This is a genomic window from Microbacterium sp. NPDC055903 (assembly GCF_053615555.1).
Genome location: NZ_JBSHCA010000001.1, coordinates 647,712 through 670,852 on the forward strand (window position 1 = coordinate 647,712; position 23,141 = coordinate 670,852).

Sequence of the window (23,141 nt, forward strand, 5' to 3'; positions counted from 1 at the left end):
TCAGCGGTACGGCAGGGCGGTCGGCCTCGGCAGGCCGCCCTGCTGCACGGTCGGCCACCGCCCGTCGAGGGTGAGCACCTCCCACCCGTCCGCCGTGCGCAGCAGGGTGTCCTCCACCTTGACCCCCGGCGCGGTCGGGTTCCAGGCGAAGGCCTGCCCCTCGACGATCAGATCGCTCGTGGCATCCGTCGCCCTCGGGTCGCGCCCCGCGTATCCCGTCGGCCCGCCCTGATGGTGCCGCTGCCACTCATCCGCCGCGAAGCCGTTGGCCTCGTATGCGGCGCAGCCTGCGGCGAAGGCGTCGTCGAGTCGGGCACCGGGCACGGATGCGTCGAGGAAGGCCTGCTCCACGGCGAGGATGCGCTCATCGGCGGCATCCTCCCCCACCCACCTCGTCGCATTCGCGATGAGCCCATGCCGCCGCCCGCAGACGACGAGCATCGCCCGCCTGCCCAGCGGAGCATCGGTCGGCAGCGGATGCCGGTGCCCGATCCTCGATTCGCCTGCGACGAGCACGACGAGGGCGTCGATGCCGCGCGCGACGAGTCCCCCTGCCGCCGCCGCCGCGAGGGACCGCTCGGTGTCGGCGGGAGACGCCGCCCGCAGGACATCCGTGAGCACCTCCGCCGTGTCCCGTCCGAGCGCACGATAGCGTTCCCGCTCGGCCGGCAGCAGGGATGCTCGGGCGGCGCGGAGCTCCGAGGCGAGCGCCGACTCGGCTGCGCCACCGTCCGCCGCCGCAGCCACGGCGGGCGGAGTCTGCCAGGGGACGCGCACGAGGCGCTCCGCATCGGAGGGCAGCAGTTCCTCGGCGATCAGCCGATCCGCCTCGTTCGCCGCGACGAAGAGGGTGTCGCCCTCGTCGTCGACACGGACGGCGAGCACCGGAGGACCGGCGAGCGAGACGTGCGTGCGGACGCCGTCCAGATACCAGGACACCGCTTCGTGGGACGAGAGCACAAGCGGTCCACCGCTCTGCGCGCGCACCGCGGCGATCCGCTCCTGCTTCTGCGTGCGGTCTTCGAACGACCCGACCATCGCCACCTCCGGAAACGTTTTCTTGTCGATGTTGGCTAGTATGGCGTGACTCGCGCCGTCACGCGAGCCGAGGAGACGCACGATGGCACGAACGACGCCGAGGACACGCATCACCGACGTCGCGCGCCTCGCCGGGGTCTCGCTCTCCACCGTCTCCAGGGCCATGAACGGCAATCCGACCGTCGACCCCGCCCTCGCCGAGAAGGTGCGCGCCGCGGCGGCCGAGCTCGGCTACACGGCCAACCCCGTCGCCCGCAGCCTCGTCCTCGGGCGCACGCAGACGGTGGCCGTGGTGGTGCCTGATCTCGAGAACCCCACCTTCCAGGCCATCCTCAGAGGCCTCAGCCGCGCCGCGGCCTCCGACGGCTACCACGTGCTCATCGCCGATTCGATCGAGGATCTCGACAACGAGCGCGCCCTCGCTCGCACGACCAGGCTCCGCACCGACGGCCTGATCCTCTGCTCCCCCCGGATGCCGGAGGACGAGCTGCGCGCCCTCCTTCCCGACGTCTCGCCGGCCGTCGTCATCAACCGCGGCGAGCTGCCGAGCACCCCCGTCGTCGCGGCCGACTACGCGGCGGGCCTGCGCGAGAGCATCGATCACCTCGCCGCCCTCGGCCATCGCCACCTGGTGTACCTCGCGGGCACGTCGCGCAGCGTCTCGCACCTCGCCCGCCAGGAGGCCATCCGGCAGGCCGTGACGGAGATCGACGGCCTCGCCGTCGAGGAGATCCCGACCGGTGTCGACTTCGACAGCGGCGAGGCGGCGACGGACCGCGTGATCGCCTCCGGCGCGACGGGCGCCCTGGCCTTCAACGACCTCGTCGCGATGGGCCTGCTGTCCGGCCTCGCGGCGCGGGGAATCGCCGTTCCGGCGCAGTTCTCGGTGACCGGGTTCGACGGCATCCCCTTCTCGGCGTACACCACGCCTCCCCTGACCACCTCGGCCGTTCCCGCCGCGGAGCTCGGTGCGCACGCCTGGCGCGCCATGCACGAGCTCCTCGCCGGTGGCGAGCCGGCGCCAGCCGTGCGCATCACGCCCTCTCTCGTCGTGCGCGGCAGCACCGCGGCTCCCGCCTGACCCGCGCGCCCGCTTCGCCTGCTCCCCTCGGACCGGGTGTGCTACGTTAGTCGAGAAAACGTTTCCTGAGTGATCGAGAACGAGAATGACAAAGACGCGTTACGCCCTCGCCGGTGCAGGTCACCGCGCCCAGATGTATGTCGATGCGATCATCGGCACCCACAGCGACAAGGCGGAGCTCGTCGCCATCGTCGAGCCGAACCCCGTCCGCGCCGGCTACTACGCCGACCTCGTCGCGAACGCAGGCTTCCCCGCCCCTCGCACGGCGGCCCCCGAGGAGCTGGAGCGCGTCATCGGCGAGGAGAGCGTCGACCGCGTCATCATCTGCGCCCGCGACGACCTGCACGCCGAGCTCATCGTGCGCGCCCTCGAAGCGGGAGCCGACGTCGTCGTCGAGAAGCCCCTCACGATCGACGCGGCGAGCGCCGCACGCATCGAGGATGCCGTCGAGCGCACCGGCCGTGAGGTCGTGCTCACCTTCAACTACCGCTACTCCCCGCGCAACAGCGCGCTTCGCAAGCTGCTGCAAGACGGCGAGATCGGCGAGATCACCTCGATCGACTTCTCCTGGGTGCTCGACACGAACCACGGCGCCGACTACTTCCGCCGCTGGCACCGCCAGAAGGCGAACTCCGGCGGACTGCTCGTGCACAAGTCCAGCCACCACTTCGACCTCGTCAACTGGTGGCTGCGCTCTGCACCCACGAGGGTCTACGCCTCCGGCGGGCTGCGGTTCTACGGTGCCGAGAATGCGGCGGCGCGCGGGCTCGGCGAGCGCCCGGAGCGCGGAACGCACGACGGCGGCGATCTCTTCGAGCTGGACCTGCGCGATGACGAACGCCTGAAGGCGCTCTACCTCGACGCGGAGCAGCACGACGGCTACGTGCGCGACCTCGACGTCTTCAGCGAGGGGATCACCATCGAGGACAACCTCGCGCTCGTCGTGGACTACGCATCGGGCGCCACCCTCTCCTACTCGCTCAACGCGCACTCGCCCTGGGAGGGCTACCGCGTCGCCGTGAACGGCACACGGGGACGCGCGGAGCTCGAGGTGATCGAGCGCGGCGCGGTTCTCGCGGGCGAGGGGCTGCACCCCACCCTCGACCCGAGCCTGTCCGGCGGCGACGGAACGACGAGCCTGCGTCCCGAGGGCGAGCGCCTCATCCTGCAGAAGCACTGGACCGAGGCCCGCGAGATCGTCATCGAGTCCGGTGAGGGCGGACACGGCGGCGGCGACGCCCTGCTGCTCGCGGACGTCTTCGAGGGCCCAGGCGACGACCCGCTCGCCCGCCCCGCCGACTGGAGCGACGGCATCCGCTCCATCGCCGTTGGGATCGCCGGCAACCGCTCGCTGGAGAGCGGCCTGCCCGTGCGCATCGCCGACCTCGGCATCCGGGCCCTTCGACAGGCTCAGGGACCGAGCGCCCAGACTCAGGGACCGGGCGCCCAGACTCAGGGACCGAGTGCCCAGGCCCGAGCCGCGCAGGTCGGCTCATGAGCCGGATCGTCGTCACAGGCGGGGCCGGCCGACTCGGCCGCTCGCTCGTCGAGGGGCTCGCCGGGCTCGGCCATGAGCTCATCTCCCTCGATCGGGTGACCGCCCCCTCGCTCGCCCTGGACGCCGTGACGCAGGTCGAGGTCGATCTCTCCGACGCGGATGCCGCCGCCGCCGCCCTCACCGAGGCGCGCGCCGATGCACTCATCCATCTCGCGGCGATCGCCGTGCCGTTCTCCGCGCCGGAGGACGTCATCATGCGCACGAACGCGGGCCTCGCGGTCTCGGTGCTGCACGGCGCGGTGCGCGCGGGCATCCCGAAGATCGTCGCGGCGTCGAGCCCGACGGTCCTCGGCTACGGATGCCCGCGGGGCTGGACGCCCGACCGCCTTCCGCTCGACGAGGAATCCCCCGTCCTGCCGTGGAACGCCTATGCGCTCTCGAAGCAGATCATCGAGGACACGCTCGGGATGCTGCGCCGCCAGACCGGCGATGCCACGCGCTTCGCCGCCTTCCGTCCCTGCTACGTGATCGCGCCGGAGGAATGGGCGGGAGCACCGACCCAGCAGGGCCACACGGTGCGCGAGCGCCTGGACGATCCGGCGCTGTCGGCCCCGGCGCTGTTCAACTACGTCGATGCCCGCGACGTCGCCGGGTTCGCCGACACGCTGCTGGCAGGCATGGCGGAGATCCCCAACGGCGAGGTGTTCTTCGTCGGCGCGGCCGATGCGCTCGCCCGCGCACCCCTGGCCGATCTCCTGCCCCAGTTCCACCCAGGCACCGCCGATGCGGCTGCCACCCTCACGGGCACCCTCCCCGCCTTCAGCACCGCGAAGGCCACCCGCCTGCTCGGCTGGCGCCCCCAGCACGACTGGCGCACCGAACTCTCCCTCGCCGACTCCCTCCTCGCGAAAGGCCGATGATGAACTTCGACGGCATCCTCTTCTTCCCCGTCACCCCCTTCACCACCGACGACGCGGTCGAGCACGACCTGCTCGCCCAGCACGTCGACCGCGGGGTCGTCGCCGGCGCGGGCGGCGTGTTCCCCGCCTGCGGCACGGGTGAGTTCCACGCCCTGTCGGCCGCCGAGGCATCCGCCGTCACGCGCACCGCCGTCGCCGCCGTGAACGGCCGCGTGCCCGTGATCGCGGGAGCCGGTGGGCCGCTCGGGCACGCGCTCGAGGTCGCACGTGCCGCGGCGGATGCCGGAGCCGACGGCCTCCTCGTCCTGCCGCCCTACCTCGTCGGCGGCACGCAGGAGGGGCTGATCTCCTACGTCGAGGCGATCGCCGCGGCATCCGACCTGCCCGTCATCGTCTACCACCGCGGCACGGCGCAGTACGGCGTCGAGACCGTGCGACGCCTCGCCACCAACCCCAAGGTCGTAGGCTTCAAGGACGGCACGGGCGACATCGGCACCACCCAGCTCATCGTGCGCGCCGTCGCCGAGACGGGCAGGGACGACTTCGCGTTCTTCAACGGCCTGCTCACCGCCGAGCTCACGCAGGGCGCGTATCGCGGCATCGGGGTCCCGCTCTACTCCTCGGCCGCCTTCGCCATGATCCCCGAGGTCGCGAACGCCTTCTACCGCGCCTACGTCGACGGCGACGAGGCACGGCGCCTGCAGATCCTGGACGCCTTCTACCGCCCCCTGGTCGGGCTGCGCGACGAGACCCCCGGGTTCGGCGTCTCGCTCATCAAGACCGGGCTGCGCCTGAACGGCCTGCCGGTGGGCTCTGTGCGCGCGCCGCTCGTCGACCCGACGCCCGCGCAGCAGGACCGCCTGTCCGCGATCCTCGAGGCGGGGCGCGCGCTGCTGTGACCACCATCGCCCGGTTCTCCACCCGTCTGCAGCGGATCGCGCTCACCCGCCCCTGGGCGGCGGACGTCACGAGCGTCGGCGTGATCTCGACGCACGTCGTGCGCTCGGACGGAGTCGAGGGCTGGGGCTTCTCATGGACGCCTCAGATCGGCGCCACGGCCGTGCACGCGCTGCTCGAGGGCGACATCACCGCCTTCGCGACGGGCCGGTCCGCGGTGCCGGGCGAGCTCTGGCAGCCGGCCTGGGAGCACCTGCACGAGGCGGGCGGCGGAGGCATCACGACCATTGCGCTCGCGGGCCTGGACCTCGCGCTGTGGGATGCCGAGGCGCGCGCCCGCGGCACCGGCGTCGCCGACCTCATCGGACGTCGCCGCGATCGGGTGAAGGCATACGGCTCGGGCGTGAACCTGCACTACACGCAGGATGAGCTGCTCGCCCAGGTGCAGCGCTGGATGGATGCCGGGTTCACGGCCGTGAAGATCAAGGTCGGAAAACCGGACCTCGCCGAGGACGTCGATCGGGTCGGCGCCGTGCGGGAGCTGCTCGGCCCCGATCGCGAACTCATGATCGACGCCAACCAGCGCTGGGATCTGGACACAGCCGCGCGGTCCATGCAGGCCCTGTCGGTCTTCGACCTCGCCTGGATCGAGGAGCCGCTGCGCGCCGACGATCTGGCCGGTCACGCCGAGCTCGCCCGCCGCATCGACGTGCCGATCGCCGTGGGCGAGAACCTGCACACCGTGCACCGCTTCCGCGACTTCCTCCGTGCGGAGGCGGCGCAGATCGTGCAGCCGAACATCGTCCGCGTCGGCGGCATCACGCCCTTCCTGCGCATCGCATCGCTGGCGTCCGAGCACGGCGCCGCATTGCATCCCCACCTCCTGCCCGAGCTCTCCGGTCAGCTCGCCCTGACCCTCCCCGGCGAGCCGTGGGCGGAGGACGTCGAGGATGCCGGCTTCGGCGACCTCGGCGCTCTCGCCGACGTATCCCCCATCGCGATCGCGGACGGCTTCCTCACCGAGGTCCCCCACGACGGCCTCGGCCTCCGCTTCTCCCCCGTCCTCTCAGGAAAGGCCTGACATGACCACGACCACCGCACAGCTCGAGGAGTTCGCCACGGCAGCGGCCTCCGCCGCACCGATCTGGCGCCGCTCGACGGCGGATCAGCGCGCCGGATGGCTGCGCGCGATCGCCGACACGCTGGATGCGCACGTCGCGGAGCTCGTCGAGATCGCCGACCGAGAGACGCGACTGGGCGCGGGGCGACTCACCGGAGAGGTCGCGCGCACCACGGGTCAGCTGCGGCTGTTCGCCGGAGTCGTCGAGGAGGGCGCGTACCTCGAGATCACCGTCGACGATGCGGATGCCTCGGCCACCCCTCCGCGCCCCGAGCTGCGCCGATTCCTGACGGCAATCGGGCCGGTCGCGGTGTTCTCGGCCTCGAACTTCCCGTTCGCGTTCTCGGTCGCCGGCGGAGACACGGCCTCCGCACTCGCGGCGGGCAACCCGGTGATCGTGAAGGCCCACTCCGGACACCCCGAGCTCTCCCGGCGCACCGCCGCCCTGGTGATCGAGGCGCTGCGCGCCGCCGGCGCTCCCGAGGGCTCGTTCGCCCTCGTCGAGGGGCGCGAGGCAGGCAACGCCCTCGTGCAGCATCCGGTCATCCAGGCGGCCGGGTTCACCGGCTCCGTCTCCGGCGGCCGCGCCCTCTTCGACCTCGCCTCGGGACGCCCCGACCCCATCCCGTTCTACGGCGAGCTGGGCAGTGTGAACCCTGTCGTGCTCACCCCCGCCGCGGTCGCCGCCCGCGGGGCGGACCTCGCGGGCGGGCTGGTCGGCTCGTTCACACTCGGCGTCGGGCAGTTCTGCACCAAGCCAGGTGTGGTGTTCGTGCCGCGGGATGCCGGATTCGAGGATGCCGTCGCGGCTGCCGTAGCCCCGGTGGCCGGCGGCCCGCTGCTCACCGACCGGATCACCGACGCGTTCCCCGACGGCATCCGGAACCTGCTCGACGACCCGTCGACCGAGGTGATCGCGCACGGTGCCGAGACGACCGATGGCGCGCGTCCCGTCGTCGTGTCCACCGATGCCGCGGCCGTCGCCGAGCGGCCCGAGACGCTGCTCGAAGAGGTCTTCGGCCCGCTCACCCTCCTCGTCCGCTACGACGGCGAGGATGAGCTGCACGCCGCGCTCACGTCCGTGCCGGGCAGCCTCACGGCGACGCTGCACGCGGAGGCCTCGGACGAGGTCGACGAAACGGTCGATCTGCTCCAGCAGCGCGCCGGCCGCGTGCTGTTCGCCGGCTGGCCGACGGGCGTCGCTGTGACCTGGTCGCAGCAGCACGGCGGACCGTGGCCGGCGACGACGTCACTGCACACCTCCGTCGGGGCGACGGCGATCCGGCGCTTCCTGCGGCCGGTCGCCTACCAGGATGCTCCGCAGCGGCTGCTGCCCGCGCCGCTGCGCGACGAGGCGCTGGAGACCACGCCGCACCGCCGCAACGGGGAGCTCGTCCTGCCCTGATCCCGCCCGCCGCACGCTTCCGTTCCCTGAGCGAGAATCCCGTTCCCTGAGCCTGTCGAAGGGAACCCCGGCAAGCACGTTGTCCACAATCACGGAATCGCAGCCCACGCCAGCACGCATCGGGCCAGACTCACCTCATGGCATGGATGTACATCGTCCGCTGCTGCGACGGATCCTTCTACACGGGCAGCACCCGGCTCGACCCTGAGCAGCGCGCATGGGAGCACAACAACGACGACGCGGTCGCCGCCAACTACACGCGCAAGCGCCGCCCCGTCACGCTCGTCCACTGGGAGGAGTACGCCGATCTCAGGGATGCCTTCGCCCGCGAGAAGCAGGTTCAAGGCTGGTCGCGGGCGAAGAAGCAGGCCATGATCGACGGGCGGTACGGCGATCTGCCCGACCTGTCGAGATCGCGCGCTTCGACAAGCTCAGCGAGCGAGGAGGAAACACGCTCAGCGAGCTTCCCGTTCCCTGAGCCTGTCGAAGGGAACCCACCACGCGCTTCGACAGGCTCAGCGAGCGAGGAGAGGCAGGCTCCGCGAGCGAAGGAGCAAGTCCAGCGGGCTAGGGCAGGGCGCGGAGCGCGGCGATCGACGCGGCGATCTCCGTCTCGGCGTCATCGCCCCAGTTGCACTCCAGCGAGACGGGGCCGTCGAAGCCTCCGGCGCGCAGCGTCGCCACGAACTCGCGCCATTGCCCATCACCCGAGCCCAGCCAGAGGCGCCCGGCATCCGCGATATGCGCGTGCCCGATGCGGTCGATGTGCTCGGTCACCGTCGAGAGCGGCTCGCCCTCCCTCTCGATGTGGAACAGGTCGGCCACGACCGGCACACCCTCGATGCCATGCGCATCGAGGAACGCCACCGCCTCGCCGAGGGTGTGGATGAGGTTGGTCTCTCCCTGGTGCAGCGGCTCGAGCATCACCCGCAGCCCGTGCGCCGCCGCGGCATCCCGCGCGGCGACGAGGGATGCCGCGAAGCGCTTCTCCGCCGCATCCCTGTCGACGCCCTCAGGGATGCGGCGCGCGCCGCCCGACCCGAAGACGATCTTCGCCCCCGGCTCCGCCACCTCGGCGAGCACCGCGAACACCCGGCGGAAGTAGTCCTCCACGACGGCGAAGTCGAACGACGGGTCCGCGACCCGGACGTCGCCGGGCAGCAGGATCGCGAACGACGGGTACCGCTCCCCCGCGAAGTCGGGATTGAGGCTCAGCGAGCCGTCCTCTCCGATCAGCACGACGTTGCCGACGATCGCGGGCTCGACGTAGTCGACGCCGTGCTCCTTCGCGATGAGGCCGTTCGCGCGCGGTCCGATCAATCCGACAGTGGTCACTTGAGACTCCCAGAGACGAGGTCGAGGCGCCAGTAACGCTGGAGCACCAGCACGAAGGCGACGACCGGGATGATGGCGATCGCGGCGCCCGCGATGGCCAGGGTGTAGAGGATGGGCTCGCTGCCACCGCGGTTGAGCATCATGTACATGGCCACGGTGATCGGGAACAGGTCGGTCTTGGTGAGCATGATGTACGGCAGCAGGAAGTTGTTCCACGCGCCGATGAACTGCAGCAGGAAGATCGTCACGAGCCCCGGCATCAGCATGGGAAGCCCGACCGCGCGGAACGTGCGCCACTCGCTGGATCCGTCCACCCGTGCGGCCTCCAGCAGCTCCACCGGCACGGATGCCCTGGCGAACACGTACGCGAGGTAGATGCCGAACGGCGTGATCATCGTGGGGATCAGTACGGCCCAGTAGGTGTTGGCCAGGCCGATCTGCGCGAACAGGAGGTACTGCGGGATCGCCAGGGTGATGGTCGGCAGCAGGACGCCGCCGAGCAGGCCGATCATGATCGCGCGTTTCCCGCGGAACTCGTACATCGCCAGCGCGTAGCCCGCCCCGGCCGAGAACAGCGTCGAGGCGAGCGCTCCGACGATGCTGTACAGGAAGCTGTTGCCCAGCCACTTCGCGAATCCGCCGTTCTCGTACGTGAACAGCTCGACGATGTTGTCCCACAGGGCCGTCCCGAGGCTGAACGACGGTGTGGTGAACAGCTCGGCCGACGACTTGGTCGCCGAGAAGAACACCCACACCACCGGCAGCAGGAAGTACACCGCCGCGAGGATGAGCACCGTCGTGGGCAGGATCGCCGCGATCGGCACCCCCCGGCGCTTGTCACCGGCCGGCCGGTCGAACGCGGGCGGCCTGGCCGCCGTCTCGCGCTTCTCGCGCGTGGTCAGCACGCTCATGAGTTCACCTTCCTGGTCGCGAGCTGACGGCCGCCCAGCACGAGCAGCGAGAGCACCACCGTGCCCAGCGCCAGCATGATCGAGGCGGCCGCGGCGGAGTTCAGGTCGTCGTGGGCGAACGCGTCGCGGTAGACGCGCATCAGCGGGAAGAACGTCGAGTCGATCGAGTTCGTGAGCGTCGAGAGCATCGCCGGCTCGCTGTAGATCTGCAGCGCCCCGATCACCGAGAACAGTCCCGTGACGATCGTCGCGGGCACGACGTGCGGCAGCTTGATATACCAGGCGATGCGCCCCTCGCCGCAGCCGTCGATGCGCGCGGCGTCGATCTGCGAGCGGTCGAGCGACTGCAACGCCGTGTAGATGATGACGGTGTTGAAGCCGATGCCGCCCCAGAGGACGACGTTGACGATGCCGACGTAGACCCAGTCGCCGCGCAGCAGGTTCGGCAGCTCTATGCCGAGCCCCTGCGCGAGCTGGTAGACGGGGCTGATGTCGGGGACGTAGAGGAAGCCCCACATGAGCGCCGCGATGACGCTCGGGACCCCGTACGGCAGGAAGATCGCCGTCCGGCTGAACGCCCTGGCCTTCGCACGCGGGAGATCGAGCAGCAGCGCCAGCAGGATCGAGGTGACCATGAGCAGCGGCACCATGATGAGGGCGTAGATCCCGAGGCGCCCGAGGCTGGCCCAGAACGTGGGATCGTCGACGACGGAGGCGTAGTTCGCGAAGCCGACGAAGGTCTCCTCGCGGGGCGCGAACGCACCGCCGCCCGTCGACTCGCGTCCGCGCAGGCTCAGCCAGCCCGAGTAGACGATCGGGATGATGAACACCAGGGTGAACATCACCAGTGCCGGCGCCATGAGCGCGTAGGCGAAGAGCGTGTGCCGCTGGAGGTGCGGCCGGCGCGCCCGGCGCGGCGGGAGGACGACGCTGCGCGTCTCCTGTCCGCCGGCCGGGGCGCTCTCCTTGAGGAGTGCCGTCATGATCAGCCCAGGTCGTCCTCGACGGTCGCCTGCACCGTGGGAAGCACCTTCGACCAGTCACCCGACTCGATGCCGGTGCCCAGCGCGTCGTTCAGCGCGGTAAACGCGACCTGCGTGTTCGGACCCCACTGGACCGAGACGAGACCGGAGGCAGACTCCGCGGCCGTCGGCCAGTAGGTGTCGTCCTCGGGGATGAGGTCCGGCGCCGGACGGTCGATCTCCTGGCCGTGCAGTGCGGCGGTGAACTTGTTGATGCCGACCAGCCCCTCCGCACCCTCGTCGCTCGTGTTCAGCCAGGTGAGGAACTTCACGGAGGCGTCGTAGTGCTCGGTGTCGGCGAGGACGATGTTCGCCGAGCCGCCGCGCGCGAAGGTACGCAGCTCATCGGCATCCCACTGCGGGATCTGCGCCGCGCCCCACAGCCCGACCGTCTCCGGGTACTGGTTCAGCAGCGGACCGGGCGCCCATGCTCCCGCGATCTGTCCGAGCACCTTGCCGGAGGCGACGGCCTCGATGTACTCGGGGCTGTTGGTGAGGTAGGTGCTCACGAGGTCGTCCTCGACGAGCCCCTGCCAGTACTCCAGCACCTCAGCCGTGGCGTCGTCGTCGATGTCGACGTGCCAGGCCTCGTCGGAGTACTCCCACCACTGCGCGTCGTTCTGCAGCGCGAGACCCATGAAGAGGTCCGCATCCAGCGAGCTGAAGTTGGCGAGGTAGTGGTCGCCGGGGAGCGAGCGCACCTGCTCCGCCAGCGCACGGAAGTCGTCCCAGGTCGACGCCGGCTCGATGCCGAGCTCGCTGAACAGGTCGGTGCGGTAGACCCACAGCGCGGGCCCGAGGTCCTGCGGGATGCCGAAGACCGTGCCGTCGAAGGTGACGGTGTCCATCGTGCTCTCCGAGTACGCGGCCTCCAGGTCGCCGCGGACGGACTCGAGGTCCGCGACGACGCCGGCGGACACGTACGTCGGCAGCTGCGAGTACTCGGCCTGGGCGATGTCGGGTCCCTCTCCTGCGCGGACGGCGGAGAGGACCTTCACGGGGAAGTCCGCGCCGCCGGCCGGGGCGGAGATGTTGACCTGGATGTCCGGGTTCGCGGCGTTCCATTCTTCGACGCGCTTGTCGACGTTCGAGCCCCAGGCCCAGAACTCGAGGGTGACGGGCCCCTCCTCTGCCTCGGATCCGGTGTCGTCGGTGCTGCCTGCGCAGCCCGAGAGGGCGAGCCCTGCGATCGCGATTCCCGCGAGAGCGGTGAGCGTCCTGCGATGTGCCATGTGATCCTCCTTGATACGTGGTCCTGCGTTTTTTCGTTGCCGTGCGCTTCGACGAGCTCAGCGAACGGATACGTCTTCTCGTTGCCGTGCGCTTCGACGAGCTCAGCGAACGGGGTCAGAAGAGCTCGGCGAAGCCCAGCTCAGTGAGATTGCGGTGCGAGGTCTCCAGCGCCTCCCAGACGGTCCGCCCGTACAGGTCGTCCTGCTCGACGAGCAGGTACTCCGCACCGGACGCGATGCTCTGGGCGATGATCCCCGGCCAGTCGAGGTTCCCCTCGCCGACCTCCGCGAACTGCACGGCGCCGTTCCAGGCGGCACCCCATGCGGCCTGGTCGCCGCGCTCGAAGGCCTCGATGGCGGCGTCGTCCAGCCATCCGATCCGGTAGTCCTTCAGGTGCACCATCCGGACCCGGCCGGCGTACTCCCCGATCACCCGCGCGGGGTCCAGCCCTCCCCGGGCGATCCAGTGCGCGTCGAGCTCGATGCCCACGTGCGGGGAGTTCTCCGCGATGATGTCGAGCAGGTAGCGCCCGTCGACCTTCGCGAACTCGATGTGGTGGTTGTGGTAGTACAGCGCGATGCCCTCATCCGCCAGGCGCACGGCCGCGGCATCCGCTCGGCGGCAGAAGTCGAGCACCGTCTCCAGCGAGCGCATCGCCGGGATGGGCAGCATCCCGATGCGCACGAGGGATGCCCCGAGCGCCCTGGAGTCCGCGACGATCTTGTCGAAGTCGTCCTCCAGCGAGTCGTTGATCCCGCCGGCGGTGAGCGCTGCGGACAGCGCGCAGTACTCGAAGCCGAACTCGCCCTGCGCTCGACGCAGCTCCTCGACGGTCTCCCCCGTCAGCGGGATCTGCGACAGCTCCGCGACGCGGTATCCGATCTCGGATGCCTTTCGGAACGTTTCAAACGCGCCGAGCTCGGCGACGGCGCTCTTGAGCATCATCGCCTGCACTCCGATGCGTGCCATGGTTTTTCCTCTCACCAGTCGTGGACGGTTCCGTCATGGAGCCGGTTGTAAGGCAGGTAGGCCTGCTCGTACGGGTACTTCCCCGCTTCGTCGACATCGAGCTCGACGCCGATCCCCGGCTCGTCGCCGGGGTGCAGCAGGCCCTCGCGCCAGGAGAACGACTGCCGGAAGACCTGGTCGGTCTTCGAGCCGTGCTGCATGTACTCCTGGATGCCGAAGTTGTGGATCGCGAGCCCCAGGTGCATCTGCGCGGCCATCCCGACCGGCGAGATGTCCGTAGGCCCGTGGAAGCCGGACTTGATCTGGTACTGCGCGGCGTAGTCGACGGTCTTCTTCAGCGCCGTGATGCCGCCCATGTGCGTGACAGCACCTCGCACGTAGTCGATGAGCTGCTCGCGGATGAGGTCCTTGAAGTCCCAGATCGTGTTGAAGATCTCGCCGATCGCCAGCGGCGTCGTGGTGTGCTGACGCACCAGCCGCAGCGCCTCCTGGTTCTCCGCCGGAGTGCAGTCCTCCAGCCAGAACAGGTCGTACGGCTCCAGCGCCTTGCCGAGTTTGGCCGCCTGGATCGGCGTCATCCGGTGGTGCCCGTCGTGCAGCAGCGGGATCTCGGGGCCGAACTCGTTGCGGACGGCTTCGAAGACGCCAGGCAGATGCCGCAGATACGACCGGGTGTCCCAATCCTCCTCGACGGGCAGCGCACCGCGCCTGGCCGGCTCGTGATCGTAGCGCGCCTCGCCGCCGAACGTGTCGGCCGCCTGCGAGGCGATGCCGTAGATGGCCTTCAGCCCCGGCACGCCGGTCTGCACCCTGATCGCACGGTATCCCTGGTCCAGATGCGAGCGGATGCTGTCGAAGAGCTCGGGGAGCTCCTTGCCGGAGGCGTGTCCGTAGGCGAGGAGGCCCGTGCGCGACGCCCCGCCGAGCAGCTGGTAGAGCGGCATGCCGGCGGCCTTCGCCTTGATGTCCCACAGCGCCATGTCGACCGCGGCGATCGCTGCCATCGTCACGGGGCCGCGGCGCCAGTACGCCGAGCGGTACAGGAACTGCCAGGTGTCCTCGATGCGGTGCGCGTCGCGTCCGATGAGCAGCGGCACCACGTGCTCTGAGAGGTAGGCGACCACGGCGAGCTCTCTGCCGTTCAGCGTCGCGTCGCCGAGCCCGGTCAGCCCGTCATCCGTGGTGAGCTTGAGCGTCACGAAGTTGCGGTCCGGGCTCGTGACGATCACCTCGGCCTTGTCGATGATCACGCGTGCACTCCCTTCAGTTCCGCGATCGAGCGCGCGAGCTGCGCGCGGATCGCCTGCAGTTGCGGATGCCGCTGCAGCACGGCATCCGTGTCGATGTCTTCGGCCGCCGCCCAGGCGGCGATGGCGAGCACCTCGCCGGCACCGGCATCCAGCCCTTCGGCGAGCCTCGCCTCGATGACGGGCACGACCCTGACGCCGACCTTGATGTCCGAGTCGGTGGCGATCTGCCGCAGGGCATGGCGGATGCGGGCGTTCTCGAAGCGCGCGGTGATGATCGCGCGCTGCTCCGCGATCTCCGCCGCGTCGAAGGGCAGGACGGCGGCGGCGTCATCCCAGAGGTGATTCAGCGCATCGCGGCAGACGTCGTCCTCCATCGCCTGGGCGACGGTGGCGTGACCGCGCAGCCGCCCGAGGTTCGCGAGCAGCGAGTGCCCGGCGTTGAGCAGCCACAGCTTGCGGCGCTCGAAGGGTGCGATGTCCGCCGTGAACTGCGCGCCCGCGATCTCCCACGAGGGACGCCCCGCGGGGAAGTCCCCGGCGAGCACCCAGGAGGAAGCGGGCTCGGTGACGACCGCGCACGGGTCGTCGGTGACGGTGATCTCGCCTGCATCGGCGGCCGCCGGGGTGATGCGGTCGACGACCGACGACACGAACGAGGCGTTCTCGGCGATCCATCCGCGAAGACCCGGATCGGCGGCGTCCCGTACGAGCCGGGCGAGGAGCGCGCCGTTGCCGTCGAGGTTGTCGCAGCTCACGATCGCCATGGCACCGCCGCCGGCGGCACGGCGCGCATGCAGGCCGTCGACGATCCGCTCGGCCGCTCGGCTCCCCTCCCGGTATCCCGCCTCGGTGATCGTGACGGTGAGCACGTCGACCGTGGAGAGCGCATCGCGCCAGGCGTCGGCATCCGCACCGTCGTACGCGGCGACGATCGATGAGATCGGCTCGACGACGTCGCCCTCAGGCCCGCGGACGACGAGGTCGTACCGGCAGTCCTGGGCGGCGAGGGCCGCAGCGGCATCCGGACGGCGCCCTGTGAAGGCCGCGATCCCCCACTGCTCGTCGCCGGCGCGGTTGACGACCTCCGTGTACCAGGCCTGATGCGCGCGATGGAACGCCCCGAGGCCCAGATGGGCCACGCGGACGGGCGCGCGCTGGATGCGGGTCATGCCGTGGCGACCTCGATGGCCGGGACCTCGAGCGCGATGTCGTCGTACTCGCCGGCGATGACGTCGGCGATGCGGACCTTCTGCCCGAGCACGGCCGAGACGTAGACCGCACGCACGGTGGCGAGCGCGAGCACAGCGTCGTCGACGGTCAGGAGCGGCTCGCGCCCTTCGGCGATCGCGGCGAGCAGGTCGTCGTACTGACGGATGTGCCCGTCGACGAACTGCGTGGCGTCGACCGCCGCTGCGGACCCTGCCTCGTAGCGGTCGGCCTGGTTCCCCGAGCCCTGCAGGCCCATGTCCGCCGCGTCGCCCTCCTTGATGTGGATGTACTCCAGCGCATCGCGGTGGATGATCGCCGAGCCCTCGGAGCCGAGCACCGTGAGCCGGACGCCGAGTCCGGGGTACCCGGCCGTCGTCGCGTGCAGCACGGCGAGGGCCCCGCCCTCGAACGCGACGGTCGCGACAGCGGTGTCCTCGACCTCGACGCCCTCGTGGGCGAGCAGCGCGATCTCGGAGGAGACCGTGACGGGCCGGCCGAGGAACCACAGCAGCAGGTCGACGGTGTGCACGCCCTGGTTCATGAGGGCTCCTCCGCCGTCGAGAGCCCAGGTGCCGCGCCAATCGCCGGAGTCGTAGTACGCCTGCGAGCGCCACCACGGCACCGTCGCGATGCCGGAGGTGACCCGACCGAAGCCGCCGTCGGAGATCGCGGTGTGCACGATGGTGCTCGCGGGGTCGAAGCGGTGCTGGCTGATGACGCTGCACACCTGCCCCTTGGTCTTCGCGACGGCGGCCGCCTCCGCGAGACGCCTGGCGCGGACGAGATCCACGTCGAGCGGCTTCTCGATGAGCACGTGCGCGCCGGCCTCCAGAGCCACGACGGCCTGCTCGACGTGCAGCCCGCTGGGCGTCGCGACGACGACGAGCTGGGGAGCGGATGCCGCGACGAGGTCCTGCACGGTGGCGTAGACGTCCGGCCGGATGCCGGTGCGCTCCTCGACGACGTCGGCGAGCGCTCCCGCACGTTCGGCGCTGACGTCGACGAGCGCGTCGAGGCGGAGGCGGTCGGCGAGATGCAGCACGGCGTCGACGTGGGTGCGTCCGATGACGCCGCAGCCGATGATGGCGGTGGACAGGATGCTCATGAGAGGGTCACTCCAGCGTTGTCGGTGAGGGTGCGGAAGGCACGGGCGGCGAGCCCGTAGCCGTGGGGGCCGGTGAAGCCGCCGAGGGCGCTCTGGGCCGTCAGGTGAGGCTCGAGCGAGGCGAAGCCTGCGAAGCCGAGGTCGCGAAGGGCGGCGACGGTCTCGGCGAGTTCGCCGTCGCCCTCGCCCGCCGGGACGACATCACCGGTGTCCAGACGGGCATCCTTCACCTGCAGGTACTCGATGTAGGGCGCGAGGCTCGCGAAGCCGTCGGTGACGGGGCGCACGCCGACCTGCACGAAGTTCGCGTTGTCCCAGGCCAGGCGGAGCGCCGGCGAGCCGACGGAGGTCACGAGGTCGAGCACGCGCTCCGGCACGTCGCCGTAGATGTGCTTCTCGTTCTCGTGCAGCAGGACGACCCCCGCGGCCTCCGCGCGGTCGGCGAAGAGCCCGAGGCGCCGGATGACCTCGTCGCGCATCTGCTCGACGGGAGCGCCCTCGGGCTGCCAGAAGGAGAAGATCCGGATGTAACGAGCCCCGAGCGTCTGCGCCACGTGGATGATCCGGTCGAGCCGAGCGAGCTCCTCCTCGACGGGCGCGTCGATGTCGCACTTGCCGATCGGGGAGCCGATGGCCGAGACCCCCATGCCCGCGGCGCGGATGATGGCGTCGAGCTCGCCGAGCTGCGCGTCGTCGAGCTCGACGACGTTCACGCCCCACGCGGAGCGCACCTCGATGTGCCGCGCTCCGAGGGCGAGGAGCACCGCGCACTGGATGCGAGGATCCGGGTCGACTTCGTCTCCGAAGCCGGACAGATTCCAGGTGAGTGAGGGGGGTGAGGCAGGCGACATCGCATTCCTTCGACGGGGCCGGGTCGTTCCGGTGGAGACCACGGTAGCGAAACGGCAACCGGATGACAAGCGCTTGCCAAACTTTGCCAAAAACACTCGTGCATGGATATGCTCACCGCATGAGCGACACCGATGTCACCGGCCCGAGCGACGCCGCAGGCACCGCGGGCAGGGCCGCGACGATCACGGATGTGGCGCGCCTGGCCGGGGTAGCCGCATCGACGGTGTCCCGCGCGCTCAGCACGCCGGGCAGGGTCAACGCCGCGACACGACAGCGCATCGAGGAGGCAGCGGCCTCGCTCTCCTACGTGCCGAGCTCGCAGGCGCGCTCGCTCGCCTCCGGCCGCACCGGCACCGTCGCACTCCTCGTCCCCGACATCGCGAACCCCTTCTACTTCGACCTCATCCGCGGATCGCAGCGGCAGCTGCGCGCGGCGGGGTACACCCAGCTGCTCGTCGACACCGAGGAGTCCCGCGAGGTCGAGGCCGACACGCTGGAGCTCATGCGCAAGTCCGCCGACGGCGTGATCCTCGCCGCCTCGCGTCTCGACGAGGAGCAGCTCACCGCCGCCGCCGCCCGGCAGCCGCTCGTCACCGTCAACCGCGACCTGCCAGACGTCCCCAGTGTCCTCATCGACACCCCGACGGGCGTCCGCCAGGCGCTCACGCATCTGCACTCGCTCGGGCACCGCCGCATCGCCTATGTAGCGGGCCCCAGCGGATCCTGGTCCAGCGCCCGCCGCTGGGAGGCGCTGCAGGCGGCCGCCGCCGAGCTTTCTGTGGAACTCACCTTCCTCGGCCCGTGGGCGCCGAACGCCGCGGCCGGCGCGACCGCAGCCGACAGCGTCGCCTCCAGCGCGGTGACGGCGTGCATCGTTTTCAACGACCTGCTCGCCATCGGGATGCTCGGACGCCTCGCCCAGCGCGGCATCCGCGTCCCGGAGGACCTCTCGATCGTCGGGACCGACGACGTGTTCGGATCGGACTTCTGCCATCCGCCGCTCACCACGGTCTCCGCCCCCATCGAGGAGGCAGGTCGCGTAGCCGTCACCATGCTCCTCAGCCGACTGTCCGCCGGCGGGACGCCACGCCTGCGGACGATCCTGCCCACCTACCTCCGCACCCGCCAGAGCAGCGGCCCGGCACCCGCCTGAGCCGCGATCACCCCACGACGAAGGAGTCGCCCGTGCACCTCGATCTCTCCCCCGAACGCCTGCTGCCCGCCGACCCCGCGACGAGGCGCATCGCCGGAGAGCTCTACGAGGCCGTGCGGGATGCGCCGATCCTCTCCCCGCACGGGCACGTCGAGGCGTCGATGCTGCAGAGCGACGCGCCGTTCACGGATCCGGCCGATCTGCTCATCGTCCCAGATCACTACGTGCTGCGCCTGCTGCATGCGCACGGCGTCCCCCTCGACGAGCTCGGTCGCGGCGGCGGTTCCACAGACGCGCGGGCGATCTGGCGCCGGTTCGCCGAGCGCTGGCACCTGTTCGCGGGGACCCCGGTGCGCGTGTGGTTCGAGGATTCGCTGCACTCGGTGTTCGGGCTCACCGAGCATCCTTCCGCGGCCAACGCCGACGAGCAGTTCGATGCGATCACGGCGTGGATCGCGCACCCCGCGTCTCGACCGCGCGCCCTGTTCGATCGTTTCGGCATCGAGGTGCTCGCGACCACGGACGATCCGGCAGACTCGCTCGACGCGCACCGGGCGCTGCGTGAGGATGCCTCATTCGAGGGGCGCGTCCTGCCGACGTTCCGTCCCGACCGCTACGTCGACCCCTCCTCCCCGGTGTGGCGCGCGGCTCTCGATCAGCTGCATGCCGCGAGCGGCATCGACACGGGCACCGCGGCCGGCCTCATCCGTGCCATCGAAGACCGCCGGAGCTTCTTCCGCTCGCTCGGAGCGACGGCCACCGACACGGGCGTCGTGGATGCCTGGGCGACCCGACTCTCTTCGGAGGCCCTCGAACGCATCCATCGCGCAGGAATCGCCGGCACGGCAAGCGCGGACGACGCCACGGCCTACCGACGCCACATGCTCTGGGAGATGGCGCGGATGTCCAGCGAGGACGGCCTGGTGATGCAGCTGCACCCCGGGGTGCTGCGCGGCCACCACCGTCCCACGACCGAGCGCTTCGGCGCGGACACCGGCCACGACCTCCCCCTGCTGACGCGCTACACCGAGCCCCTGCGCGAGCTGCTGACGGACTTCGGCACGAACGAGACCTTCCGCATCGTGCTGTTCACCGTCGACGAGACGGCCTTCACCCGCGAGATCGCCCCCCTCGCCGGCTTCTACCCCTCGGTGTTCGCCGGGGCGCCGTGGTGGTTCCTGGACAGCCCTGACGGCATCCGCCGCTTCCGCGAGGGCGTGACGGACTCGGCCGGGTTCTACAAGACCAGCGGCTTCATCGACGACACCCGCGCGTATCTCTCGATCCCCGCCCGCCACGGCGTCTCCCGACGGATGGATGCCGGCTGGCTGGCGACGCTCGTCGTGACGGGCAGGCTCGGGGAGGAAGAGGCGCACGTGATCGCGCACGACCTCGTGGATGCGATCCCGCGGAGCGTGTTCCGGCTCTGAGCCTCAGCGGGCCTGCTTCGCGATCTTGTGGAACATGTCCTCCAGGAGGAAGCGCACGTCCACGCTCTCCACGACGAGCAGCTCCCCCGTGGAGGCCGCAGGCGTGTAGTGCCCGTCCTCCGTGAAGCGGATCCTCGGCTGCGTGCGCATCGCCGCGCAGAACGGTTCGAGCATGAGCGCGATCGCCGGGGAGTCGCCGAGCGAGCGCGATTCGATCGCAGTACGGTGATGCGCGGAGTTGAAGTCGACGACCTGCTGGGCGAGATAGCGGCCGAGCTCGCCGTGCGGCTCGACTCTGGCCTCGAGCTCGGCATAGGAGACGTTGACCTGACGGTAGATGTTCGAGGGCACCTGCCAGACGCGGATGCCGGAGTCGAGCACGACGTTGGCGGAGGCGATGTCGTTCTTGAGGTTGAACTCCGGCCAGGATCCGACCGAGACGACGTCGCCGTACGGCGGACCTCCGATCCAGATCACGGTGGTGTCGGTCTCGGCGATGTCCGGCGCCAAGAGCAGCGCGCTGGCCATGTCGGTGAGCGGGCCGAGGAAGGCGATGTACAGCGGACCGGCATCCGCCCGCCTTGCCTCCTCGATGATGAGGCGCGCGCCGGGGCTGTCGACCGGGGTGCTCTCGTCGGGGAGTGCGTGCGGTGCGCCGTCGGCGGTCGGCACGTCGCGGTCGAGGTCGAGCAGGCTGAGCAGCAGGTCGAGCTCCTCGCGCGACTCGGCCAGCGAATCCGTGGTGCGGTGCGTGCCGAAATGCGCGGGGATGATCCCGCGGATGTCCAGCGTCGGCGAGAGCAGTGCGTGCACCAGGGCGAACTGGTCGTCCGCCTCGTTCTTCACATCGGAGTCGATGATGACGCGGCGGGTGCGTCGATCGTCGTTGATCATGTCCGTCCTTCGGGGTCGGGGTCAGGTGGCGCGCTCGGCGAGGAGACGCGCCGTGGCCGTGGCCATGTGCACGGCCATCGCGGATGCCGCAGCATCCCCGTCGCCGTCGGAGACGCCGCGCAGCACCGCCTCGTGCTCGGCGAGCGCGCGCTCGGCGTGCTCGCTGGTGTGCACGGCGCGGTCCGCGTAGACCTGCAGGAGCGAGCGGATCACGTGCAGGTGATCTGTGAGCGTGGCGTTCCCGGCCGCCTCGGCGAGCGCATGGTGGAAGTCGAGGTCTGCCTTGGCGAAGGCACCGAGATCGGTCTGGATGGTCTCGCGCATGCGGGCGACGTCCTTCTCGAGCCGCGCCAGGATCCGCTCATCCGCTCTGACGGCCGCAAGGCGCGCGACGAAGATCTCCAGCCCTTCGCGCAGCTCCAGCAGCTGCGCGGTGTTGCGCTCGCCGATCAGCAGTCCCCAGCGCAGCGTCTGCGGCAGCAGCTCGCTCGCTGCCCCTCGCAGGTACGTTCCGGAGCCCGGTCGCACGTCGACGATCCCGAGGATCTCCAGCGCGGCGAGCGCCTCGCGCACCGCGGAGCGCCCGACGCCGAGCGTCGTCGCCAGCTGCCGCTCGGGAGGGAGTCGGGTGCCCGGTGCGATCGAGCCACCGGTGAAGAGATCGAGCAGCCGCCGCGCGACCTCGGAGACCGGCGTGCCAGACGGCAGCGCACCGAGCGCGGCGGTGATGTCGTCGACGGGATCACCGGGAAACGCGGGCATGCAGCAAACCTATCGGGCGACCCGCCCCGTGCGCATCATTTTGGTCAACCGGTTTTCGGCGGATCCCGGCCCGATGCTTGCCAGAGCGCACCCGGTTCGACTACGAACGAGAGCATGGCAGAACCCGACGGCGCATCGGCCGCCCTCATCGACGCGGGGCTCATCCCCGCCGACGCACGTCTGGAACAAGTGCACACCGGATCCGTCTGGATCGAGGGCCCGCTGTGGATCTCCGACCGCGGGCGCGTGCGGTTCAGCGACATCCCGAACGACTGCATCCGCGAATACGACCCCGCCTCGGGCGAGACCGCCGTCTACGCCTCCGGAGTGGAGTTCACGAACGGGCGCACGCTCGACGCCGACGGCAGCGTGCTGCAGTGCTCGCACGGCCGGCGCAGGGTGGAGCGCGACAGGGACGGCGTCGTGGAGAACGTCGTCGACGGCTGGAACGGCGTGCGCCTGAATTCGCCCAACGACATCGTCGTCGCCGGGGACGGCGCGATCTGGTTCACCGACCCGGCGTACGGCATCACCGAAGCACGCGAGGGCCACCCCGGCGAGCGCGAGTACGGCGATCACTACGTCTTCCGTCACGACCCCCGCACGGGCCGTACGACGCCGGCGATCATGGACGTCGAGCAGCCGAACGGGCTGGCGTTCTCCCCCGACGGCTCGCTGCTCTACGTCGCCGACTCGTCCCCTCTGCAGGACATCCGCGTCTACGACGTGCAGGACGGCGGACGTTGCAAGAATGGGCGCGTCTTCGCACGGCTCGGTGCGGGCGAGGGTGTGCCGGACGGCATCCGGATCGATGCTCGCGGGAGGGTCTGGTCGTCGAGCGGCATCGGAGTCGTCGTCTTCGATCCGGACGGCTCGCGCGTCGGCGCGATCCACGTCCCCGAGGTCGTCGCGAACCTCTGCTTCGGCGGAGCAGACGGGACGGACCTCTACATCGCGGCCACGACCAGCCTCTACCGGATACGCATGACCGTGGGCACCTGACCTTTCGCTTCGCTCTCGAGGAGAGGCGCTTGCAATTGGTCAACCGGTTTGCCAA

Annotated in this window: 21 protein-coding genes and 1 pseudogene; 10 read left to right on the forward strand and 12 right to left on the reverse strand. The window is 70.5% G+C overall.

The genetic code is table 11. From position 1 onward, the window contains the following. The gene (locus ACWGJP_RS02980; RefSeq protein WP_452329484.1) at positions 1–960 is read right to left on the reverse strand and encodes a M24 family metallopeptidase; all 960 of its coding nucleotides are present in this window, start codon (positions 958–960) and stop codon (positions 1–3) included. A gap of 160 nt (positions 961–1,120) precedes the next feature. Between ACWGJP_RS02980 and ACWGJP_RS02985 the strand changes: the two genes are divergently transcribed. The 7 genes and pseudogenes from ACWGJP_RS02985 to ACWGJP_RS03015 all read left to right on the forward strand — a co-directional run. Further along, entirely contained in the window at positions 1,121–2,119 is a 999-nt protein-coding gene (locus tag ACWGJP_RS02985; RefSeq protein WP_452328263.1) for a LacI family DNA-binding transcriptional regulator, read from the forward strand. Between the two features lie 85 nt (positions 2,120–2,204). Beyond that, on the forward strand, positions 2,205–3,617 hold the full coding sequence (locus tag ACWGJP_RS02990; protein WP_452328264.1) for a Gfo/Idh/MocA family protein: 1,413 nt from the start codon (positions 2,205–2,207) through the stop codon (positions 3,615–3,617). After that, positions 3,614–4,537 carry an NAD-dependent epimerase/dehydratase family protein gene (locus ACWGJP_RS02995; RefSeq protein WP_452328265.1) on the forward strand — a complete coding sequence of 308 codons (924 nt, stop codon included), beginning with the start codon at positions 3,614–3,616 and terminating at the stop codon, positions 4,535–4,537. The genes ACWGJP_RS02990 and ACWGJP_RS02995 overlap by 4 nt, the downstream gene beginning before the upstream one ends. Continuing rightward, entirely contained in the window at positions 4,537–5,436 is a 900-nt protein-coding gene (locus tag ACWGJP_RS03000; protein WP_452329485.1) for a 5-dehydro-4-deoxyglucarate dehydratase, read from the forward strand. The genes ACWGJP_RS02995 and ACWGJP_RS03000 overlap by 1 nt, the downstream gene beginning before the upstream one ends. Continuing rightward, positions 5,433–6,515 carry a mandelate racemase/muconate lactonizing enzyme family protein gene (locus ACWGJP_RS03005; RefSeq protein WP_452328266.1) on the forward strand — a complete coding sequence of 361 codons (1,083 nt, stop codon included), beginning with the start codon at positions 5,433–5,435 and terminating at the stop codon, positions 6,513–6,515. Before ACWGJP_RS03000 ends, ACWGJP_RS03005 begins: the two co-directional genes overlap by 4 nt. Position 6,516: 1 nt before the next feature. Further along, entirely contained in the window at positions 6,517–7,959 is a 1,443-nt protein-coding gene (locus tag ACWGJP_RS03010) for an aldehyde dehydrogenase (NADP(+)) (protein ID WP_452328267.1), read from the forward strand. A 146-nt stretch (positions 7,960–8,105) separates the two neighbouring features. Beyond that, positions 8,106–8,312: pseudogene (locus ACWGJP_RS03015) on the forward strand (GIY-YIG nuclease family protein); the annotation flags it as partial. Positions 8,313–8,526: 214 nt separating this feature from the next. Here ACWGJP_RS03015 and ACWGJP_RS03020 read toward each other — a convergent pair. From ACWGJP_RS03020 to ACWGJP_RS03060, 9 genes are all read right to left on the reverse strand, one after another. Further along, positions 8,527–9,294, reverse strand: a complete 768-nt coding sequence (locus ACWGJP_RS03020; protein ID WP_452328268.1) for a sugar phosphate isomerase/epimerase family protein — start codon at positions 9,292–9,294, stop codon at positions 8,527–8,529. Continuing rightward, positions 9,291–10,205 (reverse strand): carbohydrate ABC transporter permease, encoded by a 915-nt coding sequence (locus tag ACWGJP_RS03025; protein ID WP_452328269.1) that lies wholly within the window; start codon positions 10,203–10,205, stop codon positions 9,291–9,293. The genes ACWGJP_RS03020 and ACWGJP_RS03025 overlap by 4 nt, the downstream gene beginning before the upstream one ends. Further along, on the reverse strand, positions 10,202–11,188 hold the full coding sequence (locus tag ACWGJP_RS03030; RefSeq protein ID WP_452328270.1) for a carbohydrate ABC transporter permease: 987 nt from the start codon (positions 11,186–11,188) through the stop codon (positions 10,202–10,204). Before ACWGJP_RS03030 ends, ACWGJP_RS03025 begins: the two co-directional genes overlap by 4 nt. Positions 11,189–11,190: 2 nt before the next feature. Continuing rightward, positions 11,191–12,459, reverse strand: coding sequence for an ABC transporter substrate-binding protein (locus ACWGJP_RS03035; RefSeq protein ID WP_452328271.1), 1,269 nt, complete (start codon positions 12,457–12,459; stop codon positions 11,191–11,193). 115 nt (positions 12,460–12,574) lie between these two features. Next, on the reverse strand, positions 12,575–13,429 hold the full coding sequence (locus tag ACWGJP_RS03040) for a sugar phosphate isomerase/epimerase family protein (RefSeq protein ID WP_452328272.1): 855 nt from the start codon (positions 13,427–13,429) through the stop codon (positions 12,575–12,577). Positions 13,430–13,440: 11 nt separating this feature from the next. Further along, a complete protein-coding gene (gene manD / locus ACWGJP_RS03045) occupies positions 13,441–14,679 on the reverse strand; it encodes a D-mannonate dehydratase ManD (RefSeq protein WP_452328273.1) in 1,239 nt (412 codons plus the stop codon). After that, positions 14,676–15,848 (reverse strand): mannitol dehydrogenase family protein, encoded by a 1,173-nt coding sequence (locus ACWGJP_RS03050; protein WP_452328274.1) that lies wholly within the window; start codon positions 15,846–15,848, stop codon positions 14,676–14,678. The genes manD and ACWGJP_RS03050 overlap by 4 nt, the downstream gene beginning before the upstream one ends. Then, positions 15,845–16,993 carry a Gfo/Idh/MocA family protein gene (locus ACWGJP_RS03055; protein WP_452328275.1) on the reverse strand — a complete coding sequence of 383 codons (1,149 nt, stop codon included), beginning with the start codon at positions 16,991–16,993 and terminating at the stop codon, positions 15,845–15,847. Before ACWGJP_RS03055 ends, ACWGJP_RS03050 begins: the two co-directional genes overlap by 4 nt. Further along, entirely contained in the window at positions 16,990–17,844 is an 855-nt protein-coding gene (locus ACWGJP_RS03060) for a sugar phosphate isomerase/epimerase family protein (protein WP_452328276.1), read from the reverse strand. The genes ACWGJP_RS03055 and ACWGJP_RS03060 overlap by 4 nt, the downstream gene beginning before the upstream one ends. A 119-nt stretch (positions 17,845–17,963) precedes the next feature. Between ACWGJP_RS03060 and ACWGJP_RS03065 the strand changes: the two genes are divergently transcribed. Both ACWGJP_RS03065 and uxaC read left to right on the forward strand, forming a co-directional pair. Beyond that, the gene (locus ACWGJP_RS03065) at positions 17,964–18,998 is read left to right on the forward strand and encodes a LacI family DNA-binding transcriptional regulator (RefSeq protein WP_452328277.1); all 1,035 of its coding nucleotides are present in this window, start codon (positions 17,964–17,966) and stop codon (positions 18,996–18,998) included. Positions 18,999–19,030: 32 nt separating this feature from the next. Next, positions 19,031–20,428, forward strand: coding sequence for a glucuronate isomerase (gene uxaC / locus ACWGJP_RS03070; protein WP_452328278.1), 1,398 nt, complete (start codon positions 19,031–19,033; stop codon positions 20,426–20,428). A gap of 3 nt (positions 20,429–20,431) precedes the next feature. Here the strand turns inward: uxaC and ACWGJP_RS03075 are convergent, their stop codons facing one another. Together ACWGJP_RS03075 and ACWGJP_RS03080 are read right to left on the reverse strand one after the other, a co-directional pair. Continuing rightward, a complete protein-coding gene (locus ACWGJP_RS03075; protein WP_452328279.1) occupies positions 20,432–21,322 on the reverse strand; it encodes a nucleoside hydrolase in 891 nt (296 codons plus the stop codon). A 21-nt stretch (positions 21,323–21,343) separates the two neighbouring features. Next, positions 21,344–22,084, reverse strand: coding sequence for a FadR/GntR family transcriptional regulator (locus tag ACWGJP_RS03080; RefSeq protein WP_452328280.1), 741 nt, complete (start codon positions 22,082–22,084; stop codon positions 21,344–21,346). A 114-nt stretch (positions 22,085–22,198) separates the two neighbouring features. Here ACWGJP_RS03080 and ACWGJP_RS03085 point away from each other — a divergent pair, with 114 nt between their 5' ends. Beyond that, the gene (locus ACWGJP_RS03085; protein ID WP_452328281.1) at positions 22,199–23,086 is read left to right on the forward strand and encodes an SMP-30/gluconolactonase/LRE family protein; all 888 of its coding nucleotides are present in this window, start codon (positions 22,199–22,201) and stop codon (positions 23,084–23,086) included. Positions 23,087–23,141: the final 55 nt, after the last annotated feature.